The organism is Halomonas sp. M20 (genome assembly GCF_020622265.1).
Classification (GTDB): domain Bacteria; phylum Pseudomonadota; class Gammaproteobacteria; order Pseudomonadales; family Halomonadaceae; genus Modicisalibacter.
Genome location: NZ_JACNMQ010000006.1, coordinates 153,192 through 173,692 on the forward strand (window position 1 = coordinate 153,192; position 20,501 = coordinate 173,692).

The 20,501-nt window shown below is 55.8% G+C and carries 19 protein-coding genes and 3 pseudogenes; 17 read left to right on the forward strand and 5 right to left on the reverse strand.

Features of this window, described 5'->3' with window-relative positions; all coding sequences use genetic code 11:
- Positions 1 to 3 precede the first annotated feature (3 nt).
- Genes H7850_RS15155 through H7850_RS15180 form a run of 6 tightly spaced genes read left to right on the forward strand, consistent with a single transcriptional unit; the run spans position 4 to position 3,505 of the window.
- A complete protein-coding gene (locus H7850_RS15155; protein WP_072824501.1) occupies positions 4 to 444 on the forward strand; it encodes a DUF411 domain-containing protein in 441 nt (146 codons plus the stop codon).
- A 48-nt stretch (positions 445 to 492) separates the two neighbouring features.
- Complete coding sequence (locus H7850_RS15160; protein ID WP_227370344.1) at positions 493 to 1,023, forward strand: TlpA family protein disulfide reductase; 531 nt, start codon at positions 493 to 495, stop codon at positions 1,021 to 1,023.
- Complete coding sequence (locus H7850_RS15165) at positions 1,020 to 1,403, forward strand: hypothetical protein (protein ID WP_072824433.1); 384 nt, start codon at positions 1,020 to 1,022, stop codon at positions 1,401 to 1,403. The genes H7850_RS15160 and H7850_RS15165 overlap by 4 nt, the downstream gene beginning before the upstream one ends.
- Before the next feature lie 17 nt (positions 1,404 to 1,420).
- Positions 1,421 to 2,164 (forward strand): cytochrome c biogenesis CcdA family protein, encoded by a 744-nt coding sequence (locus tag H7850_RS15170; protein ID WP_175546990.1) that lies wholly within the window; start codon positions 1,421 to 1,423, stop codon positions 2,162 to 2,164.
- Positions 2,165 to 2,187: 23 nt separating this feature from the next.
- The gene (locus tag H7850_RS15175) at positions 2,188 to 3,054 is read left to right on the forward strand and encodes a WD40/YVTN/BNR-like repeat-containing protein (RefSeq protein WP_072824431.1); all 867 of its coding nucleotides are present in this window, start codon (positions 2,188 to 2,190) and stop codon (positions 3,052 to 3,054) included.
- Positions 3,047 to 3,505 carry a c-type cytochrome gene (locus H7850_RS15180; RefSeq protein ID WP_072824429.1) on the forward strand — a complete coding sequence of 153 codons (459 nt, stop codon included), beginning with the start codon at positions 3,047 to 3,049 and terminating at the stop codon, positions 3,503 to 3,505. Before H7850_RS15175 ends, H7850_RS15180 begins: the two co-directional genes overlap by 8 nt.
- A 27-nt stretch (positions 3,506 to 3,532) precedes the next feature.
- Here the strand turns inward: H7850_RS15180 and H7850_RS15185 are convergent, their stop codons facing one another.
- Genes H7850_RS15185 through H7850_RS15195 form a run of 3 tightly spaced genes read right to left on the reverse strand, consistent with a single transcriptional unit; the run spans position 3,533 to position 8,357 of the window.
- Positions 3,533 to 4,000, reverse strand: a complete 468-nt coding sequence (locus tag H7850_RS15185; RefSeq protein ID WP_139249148.1) for a hypothetical protein — start codon at positions 3,998 to 4,000, stop codon at positions 3,533 to 3,535.
- Complete coding sequence (locus H7850_RS15190) at positions 3,997 to 7,005, reverse strand: site-specific integrase (RefSeq protein WP_084671681.1); 3,009 nt, start codon at positions 7,003 to 7,005, stop codon at positions 3,997 to 3,999. Before H7850_RS15190 ends, H7850_RS15185 begins: the two co-directional genes overlap by 4 nt.
- Positions 7,002 to 8,357, reverse strand: coding sequence for a site-specific integrase (locus tag H7850_RS15195; protein ID WP_072824425.1), 1,356 nt, complete (start codon positions 8,355 to 8,357; stop codon positions 7,002 to 7,004). The genes H7850_RS15190 and H7850_RS15195 overlap by 4 nt, the downstream gene beginning before the upstream one ends.
- A gap of 226 nt (positions 8,358 to 8,583) precedes the next feature.
- On the opposite strand from H7850_RS15195, the gene H7850_RS15200 reads away from it, so the two are divergent.
- From H7850_RS15200 to H7850_RS15225, 7 genes are all read left to right on the forward strand, one after another.
- The gene (locus H7850_RS15200) at positions 8,584 to 9,309 is read left to right on the forward strand and encodes a DUF4113 domain-containing protein (protein WP_227370345.1); all 726 of its coding nucleotides are present in this window, start codon (positions 8,584 to 8,586) and stop codon (positions 9,307 to 9,309) included.
- A 366-nt stretch (positions 9,310 to 9,675) separates the two neighbouring features.
- Entirely contained in the window at positions 9,676 to 10,332 is a 657-nt protein-coding gene (locus H7850_RS15205; RefSeq protein WP_072824420.1) for an SOS response-associated peptidase, read from the forward strand.
- Positions 10,333 to 10,637: 305 nt separating this feature from the next.
- Positions 10,638 to 11,156, forward strand: a complete 519-nt coding sequence (locus tag H7850_RS15210; RefSeq protein ID WP_139249147.1) for a hypothetical protein — start codon at positions 10,638 to 10,640, stop codon at positions 11,154 to 11,156.
- 377 nt (positions 11,157 to 11,533) lie between these two features.
- Positions 11,534 to 15,385 carry a hypothetical protein gene (locus H7850_RS15215; protein ID WP_072824418.1) on the forward strand — a complete coding sequence of 1,284 codons (3,852 nt, stop codon included), beginning with the start codon at positions 11,534 to 11,536 and terminating at the stop codon, positions 15,383 to 15,385.
- 78 nt (positions 15,386 to 15,463) lie between these two features.
- A complete protein-coding gene (locus H7850_RS18165) occupies positions 15,464 to 15,943 on the forward strand; it encodes an IS630 family transposase (RefSeq protein WP_084671678.1) in 480 nt (159 codons plus the stop codon).
- 7 nt (positions 15,944 to 15,950) lie between these two features.
- A complete protein-coding gene (locus tag H7850_RS18170) occupies positions 15,951 to 16,466 on the forward strand; it encodes an IS630 family transposase (RefSeq protein ID WP_298380635.1) in 516 nt (171 codons plus the stop codon).
- A gap of 389 nt (positions 16,467 to 16,855) precedes the next feature.
- Positions 16,856 to 16,966 (forward strand): LPXTG cell wall anchor domain-containing protein, encoded by a 111-nt coding sequence (locus H7850_RS15225; RefSeq protein ID WP_139249146.1) that lies wholly within the window; start codon positions 16,856 to 16,858, stop codon positions 16,964 to 16,966.
- A gap of 146 nt (positions 16,967 to 17,112) precedes the next feature.
- Here H7850_RS15225 and H7850_RS15230 read toward each other — a convergent pair.
- Positions 17,113 to 18,054 (reverse strand): annotated as a pseudogene (locus tag H7850_RS15230) (IS481 family transposase).
- A 119-nt stretch (positions 18,055 to 18,173) separates the two neighbouring features.
- Positions 18,174 to 18,761, reverse strand: coding sequence for a hypothetical protein (locus tag H7850_RS15235; RefSeq protein ID WP_072824414.1), 588 nt, complete (start codon positions 18,759 to 18,761; stop codon positions 18,174 to 18,176).
- A 101-nt stretch (positions 18,762 to 18,862) separates the two neighbouring features.
- Here H7850_RS15235 and H7850_RS15240 point away from each other — a divergent pair, with 101 nt between their 5' ends.
- The 4 genes and pseudogenes from H7850_RS15240 to H7850_RS18275 form a co-directional block, all read left to right on the forward strand.
- Entirely contained in the window at positions 18,863 to 19,093 is a 231-nt protein-coding gene (locus H7850_RS15240) for a helix-turn-helix domain-containing protein (protein ID WP_072824412.1), read from the forward strand.
- Positions 19,094 to 19,232: 139 nt separating this feature from the next.
- Positions 19,233 to 19,349: pseudogene (locus tag H7850_RS18360) on the forward strand (IS3 family transposase); the annotation flags it as partial.
- The gene (locus H7850_RS15245; RefSeq protein ID WP_413614166.1) at positions 19,294 to 19,461 is read left to right on the forward strand and encodes a hypothetical protein; all 168 of its coding nucleotides are present in this window, start codon (positions 19,294 to 19,296) and stop codon (positions 19,459 to 19,461) included. The pseudogene H7850_RS18360 and the gene H7850_RS15245, both read left to right, overlap by 56 nt.
- A gap of 504 nt (positions 19,462 to 19,965) precedes the next feature.
- A pseudogene (locus H7850_RS18275) lies at positions 19,966 to 20,150 on the forward strand (recombinase family protein); the annotation flags it as partial.
- Positions 20,151 to 20,501 lie beyond the last annotated feature (351 nt).

Sequence of the window (20,501 nt, forward strand, 5' to 3'; positions counted from 1 at the left end):
CATATGAAGTATGGGAAAACACTGGCCATCGCTTCTCTTTTGACCTTTCCCCTCTCGGGACTGGCAGCCGAGACATCGGCCACTCTCTACAAGAACCCCAACTGTGGCTGCTGTGCCGAATATGCCAAGTATCTCGAACAGAACGGGTTCGAGGTGGAAACGATCGATACCCATGATCTTGCACAGCTGAAAACCGAGCACAATGTGCCCGAGAAACTGCATGGCTGCCACACCACGCTGATTGGCGACTATGTCTTCGAAGGCCACGTTCCCGTGGCAAGCGTTAGCCAGGTGCTCGAAGAGACGCCCTTTATCAAAGGCTTGAGCGTGCCCGGCATGCCCCTCGGCTCGCCGGGAATGTCGGGCGAGAAACAAGGCCCGCTCGAGGTCTACACCTTGGCCTTTCAGCCGACCGAAACTCCGGACATCTACGCCACCCACTGAAGGTAAGCGCTGGTGATTGGGAAACGGATCGCAACCAGGTGGCTAGTGGTGGCACTGCTGATGGCCATGGCCAAGATAGCCGCCGCCACGCCTCCTGAACGCCTGGGGCCACAGGGCTTTCTTCTCTGGGAAAGCCCGCGCGACGTAACTAACATCCGCTTCGAGGATGACACAGGTTCCCCACTGACCCTGGCTGACTTCGAAGGTAAGCAGGTTTTGCTCAACATCTGGGCGACCTGGTGTGGCCCTTGCCGTGAGGAGATGCCCACCCTGGATGCCCTCCAGGCCGAATTGGGGGGACTGGATTTCGAGGTCGTTGCGCTCTCGATCGATCGCAAAGGTCTCGAGGTCGTCAATGAGTTCTATCAGGAGGTGGGGATCGAGCATCTTTCCCCCTATGTCGATCGAACCGGCATGGCCAGCGCGGATCTTGGTGCCGTGGGGATTCCCACGACGCTGCTGCTCGACCGCCTGGGTAGGGAGCTTGGACGCCTGGTCGGGGAAGCCGAATGGGATACCCCTGAGATGATCGAGTTTCTGACCGAAACGATAGACGCCACCAAAGAGGAAGCGCCATGAGTTGCTGTGACGACAAGACCCCACAGGGGCAGCAGAAAGCCGGACTGACAGGCCTGCTGACGGGTCCCCGCCGCTGGATGCTGTTGGGTGCCGTGGTCGTGGCTGGTGGCCTGGCCATGGGCTGGGATCAACTGGTCCTGCTGGGGATCGCCCCTATCCTGGTGAGCCTCTTGCCTTGCCTCGTCATGTGCGGCTTGGGGCTGTGCATGATGAAATGCAAGGACAAGAAAGGTAAGGCTACCGACCAGGGCGAAGCCACTGACGTGCAAGCCGGAGTGGAACCCGCTACTGAGGTATCCACGGAGACGGCATCCGCCCATCGCCAAGCAGCGGTTCACGAGGTGTCGTCCGAGCAGTCCAACTCCAAGTTCCAAGCCTAGCCACGGGATAAGGAGGGATGCTGGAGATTGCCAATATCGGCCTGGCGACGGCCTTTCTGGCGGGCTTGATTTCGTTCATTTCACCCTGCGTCTTGCCGCTCGTGCCTGGCTATCTCTCATTCGTGGCCGGGCGATCGCTTGGGCAGATACGGGAAGCGGACCGGCGCGAGCGGCTCCGGGTGTTGACCCAGTCGCTATGGTTCGTGCTGGGCTTCTCCACGGTATTTTTGATGCTGGGGGCCAGTGCCACGGCCATCGGTCGCCTACTGCTGGTCTATCGCCAGGAGGCGAACCTGGTCGGCGGTCTCATCGTCATCCTGTTCGGTGCCTTCATGACCGGGCTCATCCCGCTGCACTGGTTACAGCGAGAATGGCGGTTTATCGACAAGCTCACGGAAAATGGCGGCGGGCGCGGTGCGGCTTATTTACTCGGCGTGGCGTTCGCCTTCGGCTGGACGCCCTGTATTGGTCCGATCTTGGGTGCCATCCTTACCGTTAGCGCTTCGACGGCCAATATTTCAAGCGGACTGGCGTTACTGGGAATTTACTCGCTAGGCCTTGGCGTGCCATTTCTGCTGACTGCCGTTTCGCTCGACCGTTTCTTGCACCACCAGCAATTCCTGCGCCGCTGGGGCCGGGTCATGCATATGGCTGCCGGCCTGCTCATGATCCTGATGGGCATCTTGATGATCACCGGGCAACTGACCGAGCTGTCCTATTGGTTATTACGCACCTTCCCTGCGCTAGGCAGCATTGGCTAGCCGTTATTCGAGGAATCACTGATATGAATAATCCCGCAAGTCGCTTCTGGCGTACCCTGTTATTGACGAGCTGGGTCGTGGCCAGCCTGGGCATCGCCGGTGTGGCCGGGGCTGCCGAAGAGGCATTGCCGTCGCTGAGTTATGACCGTACGGGCGAACGACTGATCAAGGCGCAGGCCAACCAGCTCTTCAAGAGCACGGACCGCGGCGAGACCTGGCAAGAACTCCCCTTGCCGGAAGCCGTGAAAGAAGGCCAGTGGGTCACGGCATCGGTACCGGCAACCGCCGAACAGACGCTCTATATCGCCGGCCCGTCAATCGGGGTGCAGCGCAGCACCGATCATGGGAAGACTTGGCAGGAGCTCGACGAGGACTTGCCCAGTGAGAACGTTATCGCCTTGGCCACCCACCGTCAGCAGGCCGAGACCCTCTATGCGGTGATCGCCGACGATGGCCTCTATCAAAGCGAGGATGCCGGCACGACCTGGAAGAAGATGGATAGCGGTCCTGCCCAGCCCGTTCGCCGGCTCGTCCACTCCGATATGGAAGGCAGCATGCAGACCGGCTGGCTCTATGCGGTGTCCGACGATGCGGTACGCCTGTCGATGGACTGCTTCTGCGGCTGGCGACCGACCGGCGAGCTCGATGCCGGCAGGGTCTACGATGTGGCCTACGACCTCGACGCTCCAGAGCGCGTCTATGTCGCCACGGAGCAAGGCCTGTGGCGCAGCGACAATGGTGGCCAGGAATGGCAGTCAGTGACAGGTGACAGCCCGGCGCTCGTCGCGCTCGCTCATTCTCCTGCAGGAACGCTCTATGGCCTGAATCGCGAGGGGGAGCTCCTGCGTAGCGATGATCGGGGCCAAACCTGGACACCCCCCGATGCTTAGGCGCTGGTTCCTCGCCACAACCTGGCTGCTGCTCAGTGCTGCGGGGCAGGCCATGGCGGAGGGAAGCCCCTCTTCAAGCGATACCTCTCGGCTGGAAGAGGGAGAAAGCATCTACCAGCAGTATTGTGCCAGTTGCCACGGCCGCCAGGGAGAGGGCATGCCGAACTGGGAGCGCCAGAATGCCCAGGGCGAACTGCCGGCTCCTCCTCATGGGCCGGAGGGCCATACCTGGAAGCACTCCGATGCTATGCTCTACCGGATCGTCGCCGAGGGATGGCGTGACCCCTGGAACAAGACCGAACGACTGACGATGCCGGCCTTCGAGGATGCCCTAGCCCCAGCCGAGATCCGCTCCGTAGTGAATTACCTCAAGACGTTATGGACACCGGAGCAACGACGCCATCAGGCGGAAGAAAGCGAGGGAGCTCCGTTTCCGACGCAAAGTGAGTAGCTGTGGGGCTAGGAATTGAAAAGGTGATTATTGGCCAAATTTTTCCCGGAGAATCCGGTCGCGAAGGACTCCATTCGACTTTTCCGAGCACACCAACTCTCGCTCAACAGCGATAATGCGAGCGGCCAGCTCAGCTTTGGTTTGGCGCATCAAATAATGCATACGTCGCCGCTCCACGTCGGTGGGCTTTTCCACCTCGCGAGCAAGCGGCCGACCAACGACACGCCGCTGACGAACGGGTTGGGCGGCTTCTTCGTATAATTGACGGCATTCAAGATTTCGCAGAATGGTGGACTCGGAGATACCCATTCCCGTGTCGGAGAGATCGCGCGATATTCTCGCAATTCGTCCCAGCGTCACGGGACTGCCGATCTCCTGCAACCGACTGATCGCTCGACGCACGATCGTGACGCTTCGATTGCGTCGCTGCTGATGACTGCGTTTCAAACCGGCCATCGCAGCCTCTGGACGCGCCTTACTGGATCGTCGTGTCATTTCTCCTTCCTCCCGATGGTCAGTATGACGGGATCGGCAGCCGCCTGATCAGCTCGCTCCAGCAGTTCCATCTCGGCCAACACATCGTCACAGCTCGCCATGGATTCCTTTGCCTTGCGCCCTTCGGCGGGCAGGTTCTGTGCTTCTGCCATCTCCGCCATCTGCGCACAGGCCTGCCGGTAGACGATGACTTGGTCACGCTTGTGCCAGTCGGGCGCATTCCCGGCACAGCCGATGCAGGCGAACTTGATGGGACACTGACTGGCCACGGTGCACCGTCCACCGATAACCGGGATCAGTGCGCCCACCTGCTCCTGTGCGGCTTCGATTTGCCGCCGGATCTGCCCCGGGGATCGCACATGGGTACGGGACAGATCCACACGACTTTCAAAGATCTTTTGTTGCAACTCCATTAGCCTGGCCGGCGTCGGCTGGGAATAGTACTCGGTCACTCGCACATCTCGCTGCTTCATGAGGAGTGCGATCACATCCACGGGCGTGTTCAATGCCCGCATCTCGGTGGCAAACCCGTGACGCAGCAGGTGAGAAGTGACCCGCACGGCCTCACCGGCAGCAGTTTGCAACGAGATACCGTGCAACATGATAGACATCGTCGCATTGACATCCTTATGACTGAAATGCCTTCCGGCATGTTGCCATAGGTAGGACGCCGCTCGAAGCTTATGCCGCAAGCTTCTGGTAGGCGGGATGGTCTCCAGATCCTGCCCCCGATCACGCTGGAACTTCCACCAGGCGTGTAGCGCCTTCATGCAGCGCTCGTCAATATAGTATGGTTCTTCTGCACGGCGTCCCTTGGGGATCGCGCGAAAGGCGATCGCTTCACGATCCTTGGCGAGCAGCACCCGTGATAAGTGCTCTGGACTCAATCTGATCTGCAGGAACTCGTTCATGCGAGCCCCGGTCTTGGTCATGATCTGAATGGCCGCATACCCGACAAGAGCGGCTAGCTTGAGCGCATCGAGTGGAATAAAGAGCATTCCCAGGTCTCGCGAGACACGCTCCAACCAATGGGATGTAGACAGCCCCCAAGTTGAGTGAGGGGGAAGTTGGAACGCCCCCTTTGAGTAGCCGTTATGCGTCAGAAAGTCAGAATCAGTAACTTGAGACTTCAGTACATTGGCCTGCAGCAGTTCGATGAACCAGTAGGGCTCTATCAAAGTGGCATCATCGCAAGCATGGCCACCCTCATAGCTTAGGAAGTAACGTGCCTGGTCACATATCGTCGCACGTATACGCTGACGCTGATCCTGATGGTAATAGAAGTCTTCTGCCACGGGCTCATGCACAGAACGCAATGTTGCTGCATCCCAAAGCCTGAAATGCTGCTGTGTCGATCGAGTACGGCCTGATGTCGATACCGTTTCATCGGTGATCGAGAATGACATCGGTAAGGCCTCCCCCTCCCGTTCATGATGGGCCATGGCATCCTGAAAGGCTGTATGCAGGCGCTCGACCTGAATGCATCGACGCTCGGCCACATCACGAAGCAGATAGAATCGATCGTGTACAACGGCGGTCGCTGCCTTGCGACGCATCCGTTGGTCGGTTCTCACATCTCGGTGGAGGGTGGAGCGGTGCCAGAAGTGATCATCCTTCAGGCCAATGAGTTTCCAAGGCACTACGGCCCGGCGCTGCTTAGGTGTCAACCGGAGTAGATAGTCCTCTTGCTTGCGCAGTAGGCGAAAGTAAGTCTGCAGGAACCGGCCACGTTTGGGTGTGCCCTCTTCCGGCAATATCTCGCCATCATGATATCGTCGATAGAACACCTCGGGGTCCAGTGCGTCGATATCCGGTAGCTTCAACCGTGTCAGGTAGCGCGACATATTGGCGAAGAAGGTGATGTCGTTGCGCCGATTGCCATCGGCAAAGGTCATGACGAAGAAGGCCACATCTCGTAGTTTCGGCTGCGAAATGGAGTGAATCATCCGTCGTTGAGAATCATTGAAGGGCCGTCCCATGGTCGGTGATTCTAGAAAGGTCAACGGCAGGTGATGGAGTGCCGGCGATACACTGTCGAGCACCATTTCCAGAGTGATTTCCTTCCATACTCGCAGCGGACTAGCTCGATGCCCCGTTTCTTCTTCCCAGCGCCGAATTTCTTGTTTTATGCGGGAGACGTTGTGTCCAGAAAGCCTCAAGACCTCGCTGTACGCCACCGTATATCCCTCTCGGTGTAGGTGCTCAATGGTCAGACGTGTGAGCCGCGTGAGCACTTCACGTGAGCGCCGCGTATTGGGAAGCGAATAGCGAAAGGTATTGAAGTCCCGACGCCAGCTTTCATAGGCCTCACGACTGTCGACCGGGGCGCTCAGGAGCTCATCGGCCAATGCCGCCACGTAATGGCGCGAATACCCCGACACGGTGGCTACGCTGAATCCTAAGCACCTGCTGATGTCGATGAGTTTGAAAGGCGTTCCGATCTGGCGGCGACGGTCCAGTTCCGCCTTGATCGATTCGTTTCGCCGATTCAGCGTATGGTTTTCGCCCACGAGGACGGTAGCCCCAGAAGTATCGAGGGATTTCCAAGCAACCGTGCGCGCTACCTGATGGCCGGTCTCCTGTTCCCAGATAACCAGCTCCTCATTGAGGATCCGTTTCCTCCCCCCAGTAATGGTTTCAACTGCGTTCACCGTCATCAACGCGTTCTCGCGATGCAGCTGTTCGATGACCAGCCGCACAAAGCGCCGGAACAGCGCCGGCCCGCTCTCCGTGCGTGTGATAAAGGGGCGAAAGGTGCGGTAGTCACGTACCCAGCGTTCATAAGCCTCTCGGTCCTCAACCACCGTCTCCAACAACTCCGCTGCCAGCTCACTAACATAACGCTGGGTAACGCCACTGATCGTCTTGCGATCGTAGCCGGTAACCGTCATCACCTCTCGGTTCACGAAGGCCACACCCAGCTCGCGCCGACGATCAAGCTCGGTACGTATCGTAAGCCGTCGACGCTCCGGATCAGCACGGTGTTGTCGGGCCGACGGCATCATGGTTTCAGCATCTCATCTAACATTCGCTGGCTCTCGGTAAGTGACTCGGGGTGAGGAGTCGGTTGGGAGCGGCGAGCGCGATCATGCCGGTGCTCACGTTCGATGCGAGCATGAATGCGATGAGCCAGATCCGGCAGGTCATGCCGGCGGATAGCCTGGTCATAGATCGGCAGCATATCGCTTTTCCAGGCCATGAGCTCACGCAGGGCACCCCGCAGGCTCTGCAGTTCCTCGGCTGAGCGGGCACGCTGGTGGATGTCGTTGAGCGCCTGTGTCACGAACCAGTGACGGACCTGATGACAACGCAGCTGCAGTCCTGCGGCGTCGAGCGCCGGCGTCCAATAGTTGCGGCGGAAGTGGTCCGGGCTCAGAGATGTGCCGTGGCGAGTCAGAAACAGCGGAAGGTGATGCAGAGTTTCCACAGGCAGTTCAGCGAGTTCCGTAAGCCCGCACCCTCGGGGATCTAGCCGAGCACGCTGCTCGTCCACATATCGTCGCAAGACCTTGACCGTGCGGTCGGTAATGAAAAGCCGTTTCACTCGGCGTCCATGACTTCCCTTGCTGATCGACAGCATCTCGCGCATAAAACCGCTCTGTACCCAGTCCGCCACGCTGAGTTGACACGCCTCATGGACACGACAGCCGGTATCAAAGAGGATACGTACCAGGCCAGTTTCGCGTAGTGTCCACCCCCACTGCTCACCAGCTGACATGACCCTGTTCATCAGGGCCGGTTCATCCAGGATCTCGGGCAACCATTGATTTCCTTTCAGCCGGAAGTAACTGGCGGAAAGACGCATCTCTCGAACGCCGTCCACGCCACTGTCGGCCGGCATGGGCATTCGACCGTGGGCATCGACAAACGCTTGGAGTTGCCGGCGGCGCTCCTCCTCAATGTAACGGCGGGCACCGTCGGCATCCATAGGATTGCCATGGCGATAGCGACCGTGCTCATGCAGTACCGTGTAGAACGATCTCAACGCCGCCAGAAGCCGTTCCAGGCGCCGGCCAGTCTGCCAAGTCGGTTCGATTCGACGGGTTTCGAATCCACCGCGATCTCGACCCAACGCCACGATGCACTTCATTTCCGAAGCGAGGAAGAAAGCCAACAGTGCGCGCACCTGAGCAGGTGGCCCCAGCAACTGCCAACCCTGTCGAATCACGACGGGATGATCTGTCGCCCATGAAGCAAAGGAGACAACTTCCCTCGTGTAGGCTCTTGCAGTCAGCGATGCATGGTGACGCACGGATAGGCAGGCATAGAGGGTCAGCTCTGGGTGCGGTAACCCATCGCGATCCACCACATGAAAGGGAAAGGCCCCTTCGGCACGCAGGACCCGATAAACCGGCATGAGAGGTTACCTCCCAGGGCAAGACACACTGATGCTACCTGCACGTGTCCGATGACTGTGCTACAGCATCATCAGTGAACAAGAGTATGCTCTGTAGTATAGGGCCAAACTTGCCAATCGAATTGCCAAAAAGCAGGCAGCCTATGAAGGCGTCTGCGTACTAGCGCCCGATTCCGCGATAACGCGTCACATACTGGAACGTACCCCCACGACTGATTTATGGGGCGTGGCCAGTCGTACCGGTATGAAGCTCGACAACCTGGGCATCCGCTCTGCCTGGGACTTGCGCAACGCTGATCCAAAGCGGCTTCGACGCCAGTTTTCTGTTGTCATGGAGCGCACCGTATGGGAGCTGCGTGGTGTCGATTGCATTGAGATCGACGAGATGAGCAAGCCGAAAGACAACATCATGACCAGTCGCTCGTTTGGACGGCTCACCGGCGACCGAGCAGATCTGCGTGAGGCCGTGCGCGTGCATGCCAGCCGTGGTGCCGAGAAGCTGCGTCGTCAGGGGTCGGTTGCGCGGGCGCTGATGGTCTTTCTCAAGACGAATTGTCACCGCCTCGAGCTGCATCAGTACAATCCCAGCCTGGTCGTGCCGCTACCGCGTGCGAGTGACGACAGTCGGATCATCGTCGGCACCGCTCAGCGCGCGCTTGATTGTCTCTATCGTCCCGGGTACGCGTTCATGAAGTGCGGCGTCATGATGCTCGATTTGGCGGACAAAAAGACCCTACAGCACGACTTGTTCGATGCGAAGCAGGGTAATGCTGACCGCGAGCGCAGTGAAAAGCTGATGAGTGTGGTGGATCGTATCAATCGCGAGCATGGTCGCAATGCGATAAGCATCGGCAAGCCCCGAAAGAATGCTGCCTGGGCGTTGAGGTGCCAGCACCGTACGCCACGATACACAACCAGCTGGGAAGAATTGCCGGTTGTGCGGATGCGGTGAGGCGAATCCCTTCGAATCTCGTAGACGCTTTTAGCTCTTGTACTGATGTCACCAAGGAGGTTCCATTTGTTGCAATGACAACGGAATCCCGAACGTGTCTGCTGGGCAAAACCACTGCTGATATGACGACAGCTGTTCTTCGAGGATGCTAGTCGAAGGGCAAATGTCGCCTTCAATAGCTTGATAAACGATCAGTGGCTTGCACAACTGATAGCATCTTGGGAAAAGAGGGTGCGTGATGCCGGGGCGCTGAGCGGGTCTGCGTGGGGTGGTGAGTCAGGTCAAGCGGTACGTGTATCACCGTGGTTTGCCGAGCCAGGCGTTACTGCTCATGCTGTAGTAAACCTTCGTCAGGAGAAGTCGTACATGTGCGGACGTTTTGCGCTTTACAGCGCCTATCCCAAGTTCGCAACCAAGGCGGGTGCGCCGACCATCAGTGAAGAGCTGACACCGCGCTACAACGTACCGCCTGGCACGTGGATCACAGCGATACGCCGGCTCTCGGAAGATGAGCCGCCGCACGTGGAGGAACTGTGGTGGGGCTACAAACCCAGATGGGCAAAAGGCAAGGCGAGCCAGCCGATCAACGCTCGGGCCGAAACGGTAGCCACCTCTGGCTATTTCAAGGCAGCGTTTCAAAAGCACCGCTGCCTAATTCCTGCCGATGGCTGGTATGAATGGGACAAGACCACTACACCCAAACAACCTCACTTTATCTGCCGTGAGGATCGCGAGCCGCTCTTCTTCGCAGGGATCTACACCGAGCGAGAGGATGGCTCACTGGGCTGTGCAATCATCACCGAGCCGGCCCGAGGCTCAGCCCACAAGGTGCACGATCGTATGCCACTGATCTTGGACGACGAGAGCTTAGAACCATGGCTTGACCCCGACCTGTCTGACCAGGAGACGCTACGCAACGTGGTGCATCATATCGATGCTGGGCTGATTACGCACTGGCCGGTCAGCACAAAGGTGAACAGGCCGAACGGGCCGGGGGATGAATCGCTGATCAATCCAGCGTAACGGCAAAGCAATAAGGTAGTTATGAGGCGGCGTATAGTGACAAAGCTGGATTTTAGCTGAGGCTCAAGGAAAGAGGTGGGATTGCCGATAGATAGCGGAAAGAAAGGCTGCTCACGACCCAGAGCGGCCATTGCGGAAAATGCAGCGGACACGTGATTTTTGTTATAAAGCTGAATTTTTTATGATTCCTAAGAATCAAAGGCTTGCGATAACGTAGTCAAGATACCTTTGCTGGATTAACGTTCCGGAACCTTAATCCAATCATAAGGCCAGTAGTCTAATAATTATTATGCGCTAGGGTTACTATGAAGCATAGAGATATACAGCCAGCACATGAAAAGTCAGTTCTGGATAGCTTTGGGGGCTACCTCCTTGCACAAGGAATAAATCTCACGGTTATCGACCGACCTGATCCACCTGATGCCATTGTAAATTTGGATGGAAAGCGAAGTTGGATCGAAATTACGGATGCTTTTCAAAGTGCGGATTGGGCTAAAAGCATTACGTCGTATGCTGCTGAAGATAAGACGCATGTTTCGTACAAGAGAGGTCTAATAACTGAGCCTGACCAACAAGCCTGTTCACAGGTCAAAGAAGTGATTTTGAAGAAGTATCGCAAAGGAACCATGAAGCAGTTGATGCAATCTTATGGCCAAGGGATATTGCTGGTAGGTTCTTATACGCCGTTAACAATGCCTGAAGAAATCATTGATCAGGCAGGCGTATCTATAAATACAGAGCTCTCGCAAGAGTCATCAATTTTTAGTTCTATTTATCTATACAGGAATTCAGAGAGTGGACATGTGTTTTCACAGCTCCTTTGAAATCAAAAAGCTCGTGGCAAGGCCAAGTAGCATCGTCCTATCGGGGCTAGAGCTCACTACGCTCGGGTGCTGTCGGCGGTGTTAATGAGGGAATTACGAGATTTCGCTCTTGGCCAGCTGAGGAATGTTAGTCAACACTGATGAATGAAATTTCGACGGCTGACGATACACACCAGCAGGTCGTGCCAGAAACAGCGAGCAGTGCTTATTTTCGATCATTCGCTATATCAGCGAGCAAAACGGGCCGCCGATTAAAAACATTTTATCTTCCGAATAAAGCCTAGTGAAAACCGTTTATAAAAAGCGCTTCCGTGGGTAACGTTATACATGTCGGCTGAATTTCTGAAAAGAATGGGATGTTGTACTGAGGTGAGATCGTGGCAATTTTTGACATAGAGAAAGACGAATTACTCCCGCTGTCAGATACCCAGCTGGAAGAGTTGATTGCTCGCCTCGCCGAGGCCGAAGTAGCAGCGCATGGCCATAGCCCTGCATGGGTGAACTGGTCAGGTTCAATCAATGCTCCTGACGAAGGAATTGATATCCACGTTCAGGTTCCAGTCGATACATTAAGCACCGGATTTATTGAAAAGCCTGATACGGTTATTCAGGCTAAGAAACACCCGATGCCAAAAGGCGCGATCACGCAGGAAATGGTCATAGACGGCGAACTGTCGGCGACTATCTCAGAGCAGGCTTCGAAGGGGGGTGGCTACATTATCGTTAGCTTGGCTGATGATTGTTCGCCTCCGAACAAGGAGAAGCGTCTTCAGGCAATGCGAGAAGCTGTGAAGGATGATCCCAACAGCAGAAATATTCACCTAGACTTCTATGACCGCTCGAAGCTGACTCAATGGCTACGTCAGCATCCGTCGATTATGCTGTGGACAAAAGGAAAGCTTGGTCAGGGATACTCAGGTTGGCAGCCATACGGGGCTTGGAGCAATCCACCTCAAGATGTCGAGGATACATTGATTTCGGCCCCAGGCGTGACGGTCATGCTGCCATCAGGGAAGGGCCAGAAGCTCAGTATTGAAGATGCCATTGAACCAATGCGTGGCCTCATAAGGTCTACGCTCAAGGCCATTCGTATAACGGGTTTATCCGGCGTCGGGAAGACCAGAATTGTGCAGGCACTCTTTGATGAAACGGTCGGCAAAAATGCTCTCGATCGGACTCTAGCTGTGTACGTCGATACTGGTGCTGAGCCGGATCCTTCGGCAGCAGCGATGCTGGACAGACTTATCGCTGAGGGCCGACGTGCCGTCATGATCCTCGATAATTGTCCGTCAGAACTTCACTCTTCATTGGCCAGAAAAGTATCAGCTGCAGGCAGTGAGGTAAGCCTCATAACCGTTGAGTATGACATCAGGGATGACAAACCTCAGACAACTGAGGTAATCCACATTGAAGCAGTTGGGCCGGAGGTGGCCGAGCAGCTTCTGATCCGTCGGTTCCCCGGGATTGGCCAGCACAACGCTCGCCGGATAGCAGAGTTCGCTGATGGGAACGCAAGGGTTTCCCTAGCAATCGCCGAGAGAGTGGAGGTAGGTGAGAGTTTGGCTCAGCTTTCTGATGCGCAGTTGTTTAACCGCTTGTTTGAGCAGCGTAATTATCCGGACGAAGATCTGCGGGAACAGGCTGAAATACTGTCTCTGGTTTATTCGTTCTCGGTCTCAAACCCTGAGGACAGTTATAGCGAGTTAGAAGTTCTAGGATCGATCTTGGGGCATTCCCATAGCCAATTGTTTCGATCAGTCAAGAAACTATTGGACCGTCATATTGTGCAGAAGAGGGCACATTGGAGAGCCATCCTGCCCCATGCCATTGCGAACAAGCTGGCTGCCTCGGCACTTGATGGTGTCCCGGTTGATCAACTCAGGGCGACCTTTGAAGCCTCCGGTCGTCAACGCTTACTATTGTCGTTCGCACACAGACTGGGGCTATTGCACGATAACCCCGTGGCGAAAGAGATCGTTGAAGCTTGGCTCCAGCCAGATGGGCTGCTGGGGCGGATATTAGCGCTGGAGGGAATGCCAGTACGAATGCTGGGCTATATCGGCCCGGTCGCGCCTGAAGCACTGCTTGACAGGATTGAAGCAGAGCTTGCCGCGCCTGATTTTGGTGGTATGGGGCCGCTTCACAATCCACAGCGGACAACCATTCTCAATCTTTTGCAGTTGTTGTCATACGAATCGGGCGCCTTCGACCGCTGCATCCGGCTACTAATCCGCGTGTCAGACTACGAAGATGAGAACAACAAATACGACGCGGTTCGAGATAAGATTACGAAGTTTTTCCAGGCATACTTGTCGGGCACACATGCCTCTCTAAATCAGCGCATCGGGATTATGAATGAATGCCTTTCTTCAGATGTGGCTGGGCGTAGGTCGCTGGGTTTTAGGATGCTCTCGACTGCCTTGGGTGGGCCGCCGTGGACAGGATTTGGGATGAATGAGTTTGGTGCTCGCCCAAGAGACTTCGGTTTCCAACCCAACCACGATGAACTTGTGGAGTGGCGCTGCGCCTTTATCAACGTTGCGGTGCGATTGGGGACCTCTGGCGATCCTGGTCTTGAAGGGCCTGCACGGTTGACCCTTGCGAACGGATTTCGAGGGATGTGGCATCACAAAGCAATGAGAGAGAAACTCGTCGATGCGGCTCGCAAGCTACATGATTATCACCCTTGGGGCGAAGGTTGGAAAGCAGTCCGGTCAACGATTTATTTCAACCATACCAAGCGCAAAGACAAGGATGATTTCGAGCCGCTGCCAGATAACCTTGCCGCATTGGAAAGGGAGTTGGAGCCCGAGGGCTTGGTTCCGGAAATATTGACATACGTGCTAAGCAAGGAGCAGGACTATTGGGCGCTAGACGTCGATTTTGATCATAAGGACAGCAACAAGTATCACGAAGTTGAAAAGCGACTTGAAACCAAGGCGCTTCGATTAGGTGAGGGCTTCGCAGCATCAGACCATGAGCTCGACGAGTTGGGTCCCAACCTTTTCTCCAACGACTGGATGCCATATTGTACTGCATTTGGAAGAGGGTTGGCGAAGGGGGCACATGACTTGCGAGTTGGTTGGCGGCAACTCTTCGATCAACTTGAACATAAGCCTGAATCCAACAAGAACTTCGCAGTCTTTGCCGGTTTTATCGAAGAGGTAGACTCTGTTGATCGGGCACTAGCACAAGGGTTACTCGACCAGTGCGCACAGCACCCTGAACTTCGACATGTACTGGTCGGCTTGCACCCAAGGCGGGAGTTCACAGAAACCGACTTAGATCGCTGCATGTCGCTTCTGGATGATTCTGACACACGTCCGTGGATGTATGGTCCAATTTTATGGCGTGACGGGTATGCTAATCTGTCCAGTGACCGTGTTCTCTATCTTGCTCAGCAGCTGCTGAGTATACCGAACGGCGATGATGTGGTTTTGGATGCTCTAAGCATGAAGCTACATGGCAAAGATTACGCTGTAGATATACTTGGTTCCGACCTTCGACTGGTCGGTCTAAGAGCAGCGATCCAGAGACTCCAAAAAGATGACAGGGATACTGGCGGATCCATAGATTATAACATGGAGCGCGTCATCAGTGTCGCGTTGCGCTTTGACGACAACGATGCCGAAAAGCTGAAGTGGCTGGAAACTATCTTTACTGTTATTGATGAGCGGTATGGCTTCATTCATGCGTTCGAAAGTGCTATCGAGACGACTATCGCTTTGATGCCAGAGGCGTTTCTCAATCGCGTTTTTAAAGGCACTGAAAAAGAACAACATCGACGGCTGTTCTTTATTCACCATGGTAGCTTGCGTCGCTCTCCTCTCGCCAAAATCGATATGGACGTTTTGATTGGGTGGTGTCGTTCCAGAAACGATACTAGCGTGTGGGCACCTGTCGCGGCGGGTATCAGTCTTTGGTCAAAGGATGGGGATCAGGGGGCAGTTAAGATATCGGAGTCAGCGATCAGGTTACTGGAAGCTTCTCCTGAGCCAGAAGCCGTTCTGGAGGCATTCGCCGAGCGCGTCACACCTTCATCATGCTCTGGTAGTCGATCTAACGTGATGCAACCTAGAGCGGATGCCATTAGTGTGTTCGTTGAGCATGAGAGCGAGGAGATCGCTGTGGCTGCTAAATCGGTGTCTGAAAAACTGGTTGAGTGGATCGATCATGAGAGAGTGCGTGAACAGCGGGAGGACGAGGAGCGCGAACAGCGGTTTGAATGAAAGTAACGCTACTGACGATACAGGAACTTCGTAATGAAGCATCTGTCGACCGAGAACATGCTCTGACAGGTCATCGTCATGCTACAAGACTTTGCTCAAGCCTATCGTCGTTCGCTTGCCGTCAAATGGGTCAAGGACGGCATGAGTCAGCAGGAAGTCGCCCAGCGCCTGGAGGTCACTCAAGGAGCTATCAGTCAATGGATCGCCCGGGACCGAGAAGGCGGTGAAGACGCGCTCAAGGCACAGCCGCGATCCGGTCGGCCGCCACGTCTTCCTCCCGACAAGATGGCCAAGGTGTTGGTAGCGCTCGAAGCCTTGGGACCAGAAGGTTTCGGCTATGACGATCAGCGCTGGACAACGCAGCGCATTGCCGATGCCATCGCGCGGCTGACCGACGTTCACTACAGCACCTCGTCGATCAGCGACCTGTTCAGGCAATGGGGCTGGTCCTGGCAAGTGCCCAAGCGCCAGGATAGTCGGCGTGACGAGGCCACCATCGACCACTGGCGAGAACAGCTCTGGCCAGAATTAAAAAAAAGAAGCCGAGGCGCAGAATGAAACGCTGATCTTCGTCGATGAGTCGAGCTTCCATCTCTGCACGCATCATCTGAAGACCTTTGCGCCTATAGGGCAAACGCCGGTCGTCAAAGGCAAGCGAGGGCAGTCGCCGCGCCACCTGGTCATCGGTGCCGTCTCGAGCGAAGGACGTAGCTATTTTCACTGGACCTCGGACACGGTCACCGGCGCAAGCATCGTCGCTTTTCTGAAGACGCTACTGCGTTATTGGCCAGGCAAGCTTCGTATCATCTGGGACAACGCCCCGGTCCATCGCTGTCAGGCTGTGCGCGATCTGCTGCGCCATCCGGAGGTACAAGGCCGGTTGCGCCTGGAAGCGCTTCCTCCGTATGCGCCCGAGTTGAATCCGGCCGAGGCGGTATGGAGTTGGTTGAAGCGACGCTGTGCCAATCGGGCGTTTTCGACGGCTCTGGCTTTGGGTGAGTGGCTACGTTATGCCACCCAATGGCTGAAGCGTCGCCGTGAGCAGGTCAAGCAACTCTTGCGTGCCTCGCCTATTCATTAGCTTTTTTATGGAAGGTCAGTAGCTCTGCTTATGCGGCTTTGGCAATGAGCTCCCGTGCCCGTGGCGCATTAGGCCGTGCAACGGGCCGGTGGCTTCGGGCGTTGCTTGCGGCAGGGCCCGGAAAGTAGAGTCGGTCACGACACAGCCGCTTGTACTGATCAAGATCCTGGCCGTGATCGATCAATAGGATACACCGCCCTTCTAATTTCCTGGCATACATCGGAAGCCTTCATTGCTCCCGGGCCAGGGCCTGGCGGTTAAGCCGTGGGCCGGACAGGTCTTTCCTCCAAGCGTCATGAAAGCCATAGCTAGGTTCGAGATAAGGGGTAAATTTCTGACCCCATGCCGAAAAGCCAAGAAATTCAAGCTTCTTGCCAAGGAGCGCGGTCATGGATAAATATTTGGAAATGCTTGTCGTTGCATCGCCCGTTATTGTCGTGTCTGCCATGCTGCTGGTGGCTGCTCTCTGGCTGCGCCGCAAACGTAAGCATAAACCGTAGTGCTTTCTTGAGTCTGGGATCTAAGTGGTCGATTCCCCTCGGCTCAAACGGTTCGCTTTGCCGCCAGTGACGGTAAAAAGAGCTCTCGGGAACCGGTAAACTATGCGCTTCGACGAAGCGAGGATGGCCTGACAACCAAAACCCATCTAGGTGTGCGGTCCCGAAGAGTAATGGTTCGGGTCGTAATGAAATCTCTCGGGTTCTTTATGCCACTGCTCAAGGATAAATCCTATCGGTGTCTTGCCCTTGAGCGCCCTGAGTGGCCGGGCACTGTTATAGGCCCATAGGTAATCATCCAGGTGGGACTGGAGCTGATCCAGCGAGGTGTAATGGAACGTCCGAGTCGTTGCCTTCTTGATGGCGCGGTTCATTCGTTCCACTTGCCCGTTGGTCCAGGGATGGAAGGGCTTCGTCAGGCGATGCTCGATGCCGTGGCGGTAACAGACAACATCGAAGATATGCGGCTTGTAGGTCTCTGTTCCGGCCTTCTTCGCGAACTGTACCCCGTTGTCCGTCAACACCGTATGGGCGCGGTAAGGCAGGGCCTGCAGCGTGTCTTCGAGGAAATCAGCGGCGACTTGCCTCGTCATCTTCCGGTATAGCTGGGCATGAACGAACTTGGAGGTGCGATCCACGGCGACGAACAGGTAGGCCTTGCCCTCTCCGGTACGGATTTCACTGATATCGATGTGCAGGTAGCCCATCGGGTAACGCTTGAAACGCTTCTTCTCACGATTCTGGTTGCCAGCCTTGGGTAGCTGACTGATGCCGTGCCGCTGATAAAGGCGGGATTGGGTAAGCGAAGGGATCTCTCGCTGAAGCGCATGAAGTCAGTCATCGAGAGGCAGCAGGGTCTTTTACCGGAAGGTAACAGCTGCGGCTTCCTCCAGAGGCGTCAGCGACGTGGAACGAGCCGCCTTGGGCCCCATGCGAGTATCCTCGACGCTATCCCGACTGCGCCACTTGCGCACAGTTTTTGGATTGATGCCGTAGCGACGGCTCAACGTCGCGACCGAATCCGTCGATCGCTGTATTTCTGCTCGGATGGCGTGCGTGGTCATGGCGCGTTGATGAAGAATCTGAGCCATGGGTCATCCTCCGATAGTGGCTCGTAAGATAGACCATTACTCTTCGGGACCGCACACGTAGTGGAGTCCTACCGCTGCCTTGGGGCAACGGCGCTGCCAATAACGCAGTACTGGCATTGTCATAGTGAAGGCAACTTGCTGAGGGCCTTCTCTACCGCTCGGTGGTGCCCCAACAGACGAAAGCTGCGGTCCTTGACTTCGCGGTATTCTCTTTTCACGTGATCCAGAAGGTGTGGCATTTCATCAACGAGTTGCTTGTAGCGCTCTGTCTCTCCCGTCGACGTCAGAAAATCTAGACGGATTCTTTCCAAGATTTCGTTCAAGCGCTGATATGCATCCACCTCAGCCGTGGATGGCATAGAGGACTGAGCATGTTCCGGCGGCGCTTGCGCCGCTTGCTGTCCGGGCTTCAGGCTAGTCTTGAACCCGTTGTCAATGAGCTTCAGTTGCAAATGCTCCGGCATGGGAAGTCGATGATAGACCTGTCCCCGCTTGCGGCTCTCATTAGCTTTCACTAACCAACCCGACTTCAGCATACGGCGAATCTGCTCATACACATACCGGCGAACATCACTGAGCGGATAGGAGACGCCCTCAAGTCGTAAGGCATAAGCGTCCCGCATTTCACGAGTAGTGAACTGAGCAAATCTTTCTTCCTGTAATAGCTCATATATCCACTTATCGAGAGTGAACGAGGTAGGTTTCATAGGAAGTCCGAGGAGAAAAGAGAAATTCCGCGGATTATAATCCGTGGTTCGCGTATGCGTAAACACACGATAGTGCTGTCTCAAGTGGAATCGAGGCAGCTATGGAACAGTTGGCGAAAGCGCTAGGGAAACGGATTCGGGCCCTGAGAAAGGCCTATGGGCTGTCTCAGGATGCTCTGGCTCTGGCCAGCCATATCGACCGCAGCTATATGGGCCGCATTGAGCGCGGTGAGGTCAATATCACGGTCGACAAGCTGTACCGCATCGCCCGCGTGCTAGGGTGCGACCCTGCTTCTCTCCTGCCTCCGGCAACGAAGATCCAAGTCAACTAGCGGGACGAGCTACTTACCATCAAGAACTCCTGTCTGTAGCTTCTGAACAGCACCGGGATTCCCGAGAGGCTCCAAACTGAATCGTCCCGAGTTTCGTAGTCACCTCCAGATCTTATACTGAAGGCACCCAGGAGGTCCTATGAGCCGTCAACGGAACACCGAAAAATTTAAGGTCGAAGCTATCAAGCAAATGACAGAACGTGGCCGCCCCGTCGCTGATGTTCTCGATGCTGAGGCTGTGCGACATCGCTCGCTGCGAGGCGCCGGCGCTATCTGGCTCGCGGCCCGTGGATCTGCTCGGCACTTCTAGAGGGTGGCAGTCGATACGCGAGGTATTGGAAAAAATCGAATGCGGCGAATTCTCATGACGTTCAATAGCACATAACTTAGGAGTATCTGATAGTTGTCTTCTCCGATCATGACATCCAGATCCTAGTTGATGATCTCAATGATCATGCCTCTTAGTTGCAAGAGAGCGGCTTACGGCTAGAAGCTGTGGATCCTAATGCTTCTCGTGCCATGCTCGCTATTGCGCATGAACTCTGGGCAATGCAAAAGACGTTGGGTGATGGTCGACTCACGCTGCGTCAAGCACCACGCGAAGAAGGTGAGCCGAACGTCAAAGTGCCCCATACATCAACAGGAACGCCTTATGTTCGGATTCGAGACATCCCGGAATTGTTTCAGGATGACTTCATGCGCTATCTACGTGGCGCAGCCATGCCTGTAGTTGTGGTGAGACGGAGCCAGTAGCTTTCGAAGTTGATTGGCTGGACTGATTTCACGATCGCCGACCTGACCGCAGCCGCGGAAGTGCTCCGTGATTTTCATGCAGCCACCTACTATCTCAACACACAGCAAGAAGACCTTACTTGATCATCGGCTATGCCCGCGTCAGCACACAGTACCAGAACCCCGAGCTGCAGTGTGATGTGATGCCCTCGATGAGGCTGGCTGTGAGCAGGTCTTCGAGGAGCGTGTCACCGGCACCAAGCTAGAGCGCCCCGAGCTGCAGGCCTGCCTGCGCGCCCTGCGTGACGGCGACACCCTAGTGGTGAGGGCTACGTCGGCGACGAAGCGCCGCGGCCATTGACGCGACGGTAGCGGCACACCTTGCACTGCGAGACGCTGCTCCCAGGCCAGCAGTGACGCCACCAGTCGCTGCTCTGCGGCATACTCGCTCAGCGCCAATTGCCGGGACGAGGCATGTAACATATGGCTCAGCCAGTAGGCCTGCGTCGAGGTCAGTTCGTTCATGGCGTCCTCCAATGATCAGAGGTCACCAGTGTGGCCGACGCTAGTCAGTTCGAGAAGGTAGGGTTGCTGGAGCACTTATGCAAATTAGGAAACATCGGTTGCGGAAAGCATCTGAAAGATGAACATGGATACTATTTTATCTTAATCATCG

Bases quoted from the DNA above. Each gene is read 5' to 3' on its own strand.
- H7850_RS15170 (WP_175546990.1), top strand. From the start codon at position 1,421: ATGCTGGAGATTGCCAATATCGGCCTGGCGACGGCCTTTCTGGCGGGC.
- H7850_RS15235 (WP_072824414.1), bottom strand. From the start codon at position 18,761: ATGAAACCTACCTCGTTCACTCTCGATAAGTGGATATATGAGCTATTA.
- H7850_RS15210 (WP_139249147.1), top strand. From the start codon at position 10,638: ATGAAGCATAGAGATATACAGCCAGCACATGAAAAGTCAGTTCTGGAT.
- H7850_RS15205 (WP_072824420.1), top strand. From the start codon at position 9,676: ATGTGCGGACGTTTTGCGCTTTACAGCGCCTATCCCAAGTTCGCAACC.
- H7850_RS15165 (WP_072824433.1), top strand. From the start codon at position 1,020: ATGAGTTGCTGTGACGACAAGACCCCACAGGGGCAGCAGAAAGCCGGA.
- H7850_RS15190 (WP_084671681.1), bottom strand. From the start codon at position 7,005: ATGATGCCGTCGGCCCGACAACACCGTGCTGATCCGGAGCGTCGACGG.
- H7850_RS15185 (WP_139249148.1), bottom strand. From the start codon at position 4,000: ATGACACGACGATCCAGTAAGGCGCGTCCAGAGGCTGCGATGGCCGGT.
- H7850_RS15175 (WP_072824431.1), top strand. From the start codon at position 2,188: ATGAATAATCCCGCAAGTCGCTTCTGGCGTACCCTGTTATTGACGAGC.
- H7850_RS15240 (WP_072824412.1), top strand. From the start codon at position 18,863: ATGGAACAGTTGGCGAAAGCGCTAGGGAAACGGATTCGGGCCCTGAGA.
- H7850_RS15225 (WP_139249146.1), top strand. From the start codon at position 16,856: ATGGATAAATATTTGGAAATGCTTGTCGTTGCATCGCCCGTTATTGTC.
- H7850_RS15195 (WP_072824425.1), bottom strand. From the start codon at position 8,357: ATGCCGGTTTATCGGGTCCTGCGTGCCGAAGGGGCCTTTCCCTTTCAT.
- H7850_RS15155 (WP_072824501.1), top strand. From the start codon at position 4: ATGAAGTATGGGAAAACACTGGCCATCGCTTCTCTTTTGACCTTTCCC.
- H7850_RS15180 (WP_072824429.1), top strand. From the start codon at position 3,047: ATGCTTAGGCGCTGGTTCCTCGCCACAACCTGGCTGCTGCTCAGTGCT.
- H7850_RS18165 (WP_084671678.1), top strand. From the start codon at position 15,464: ATGCTACAAGACTTTGCTCAAGCCTATCGTCGTTCGCTTGCCGTCAAA.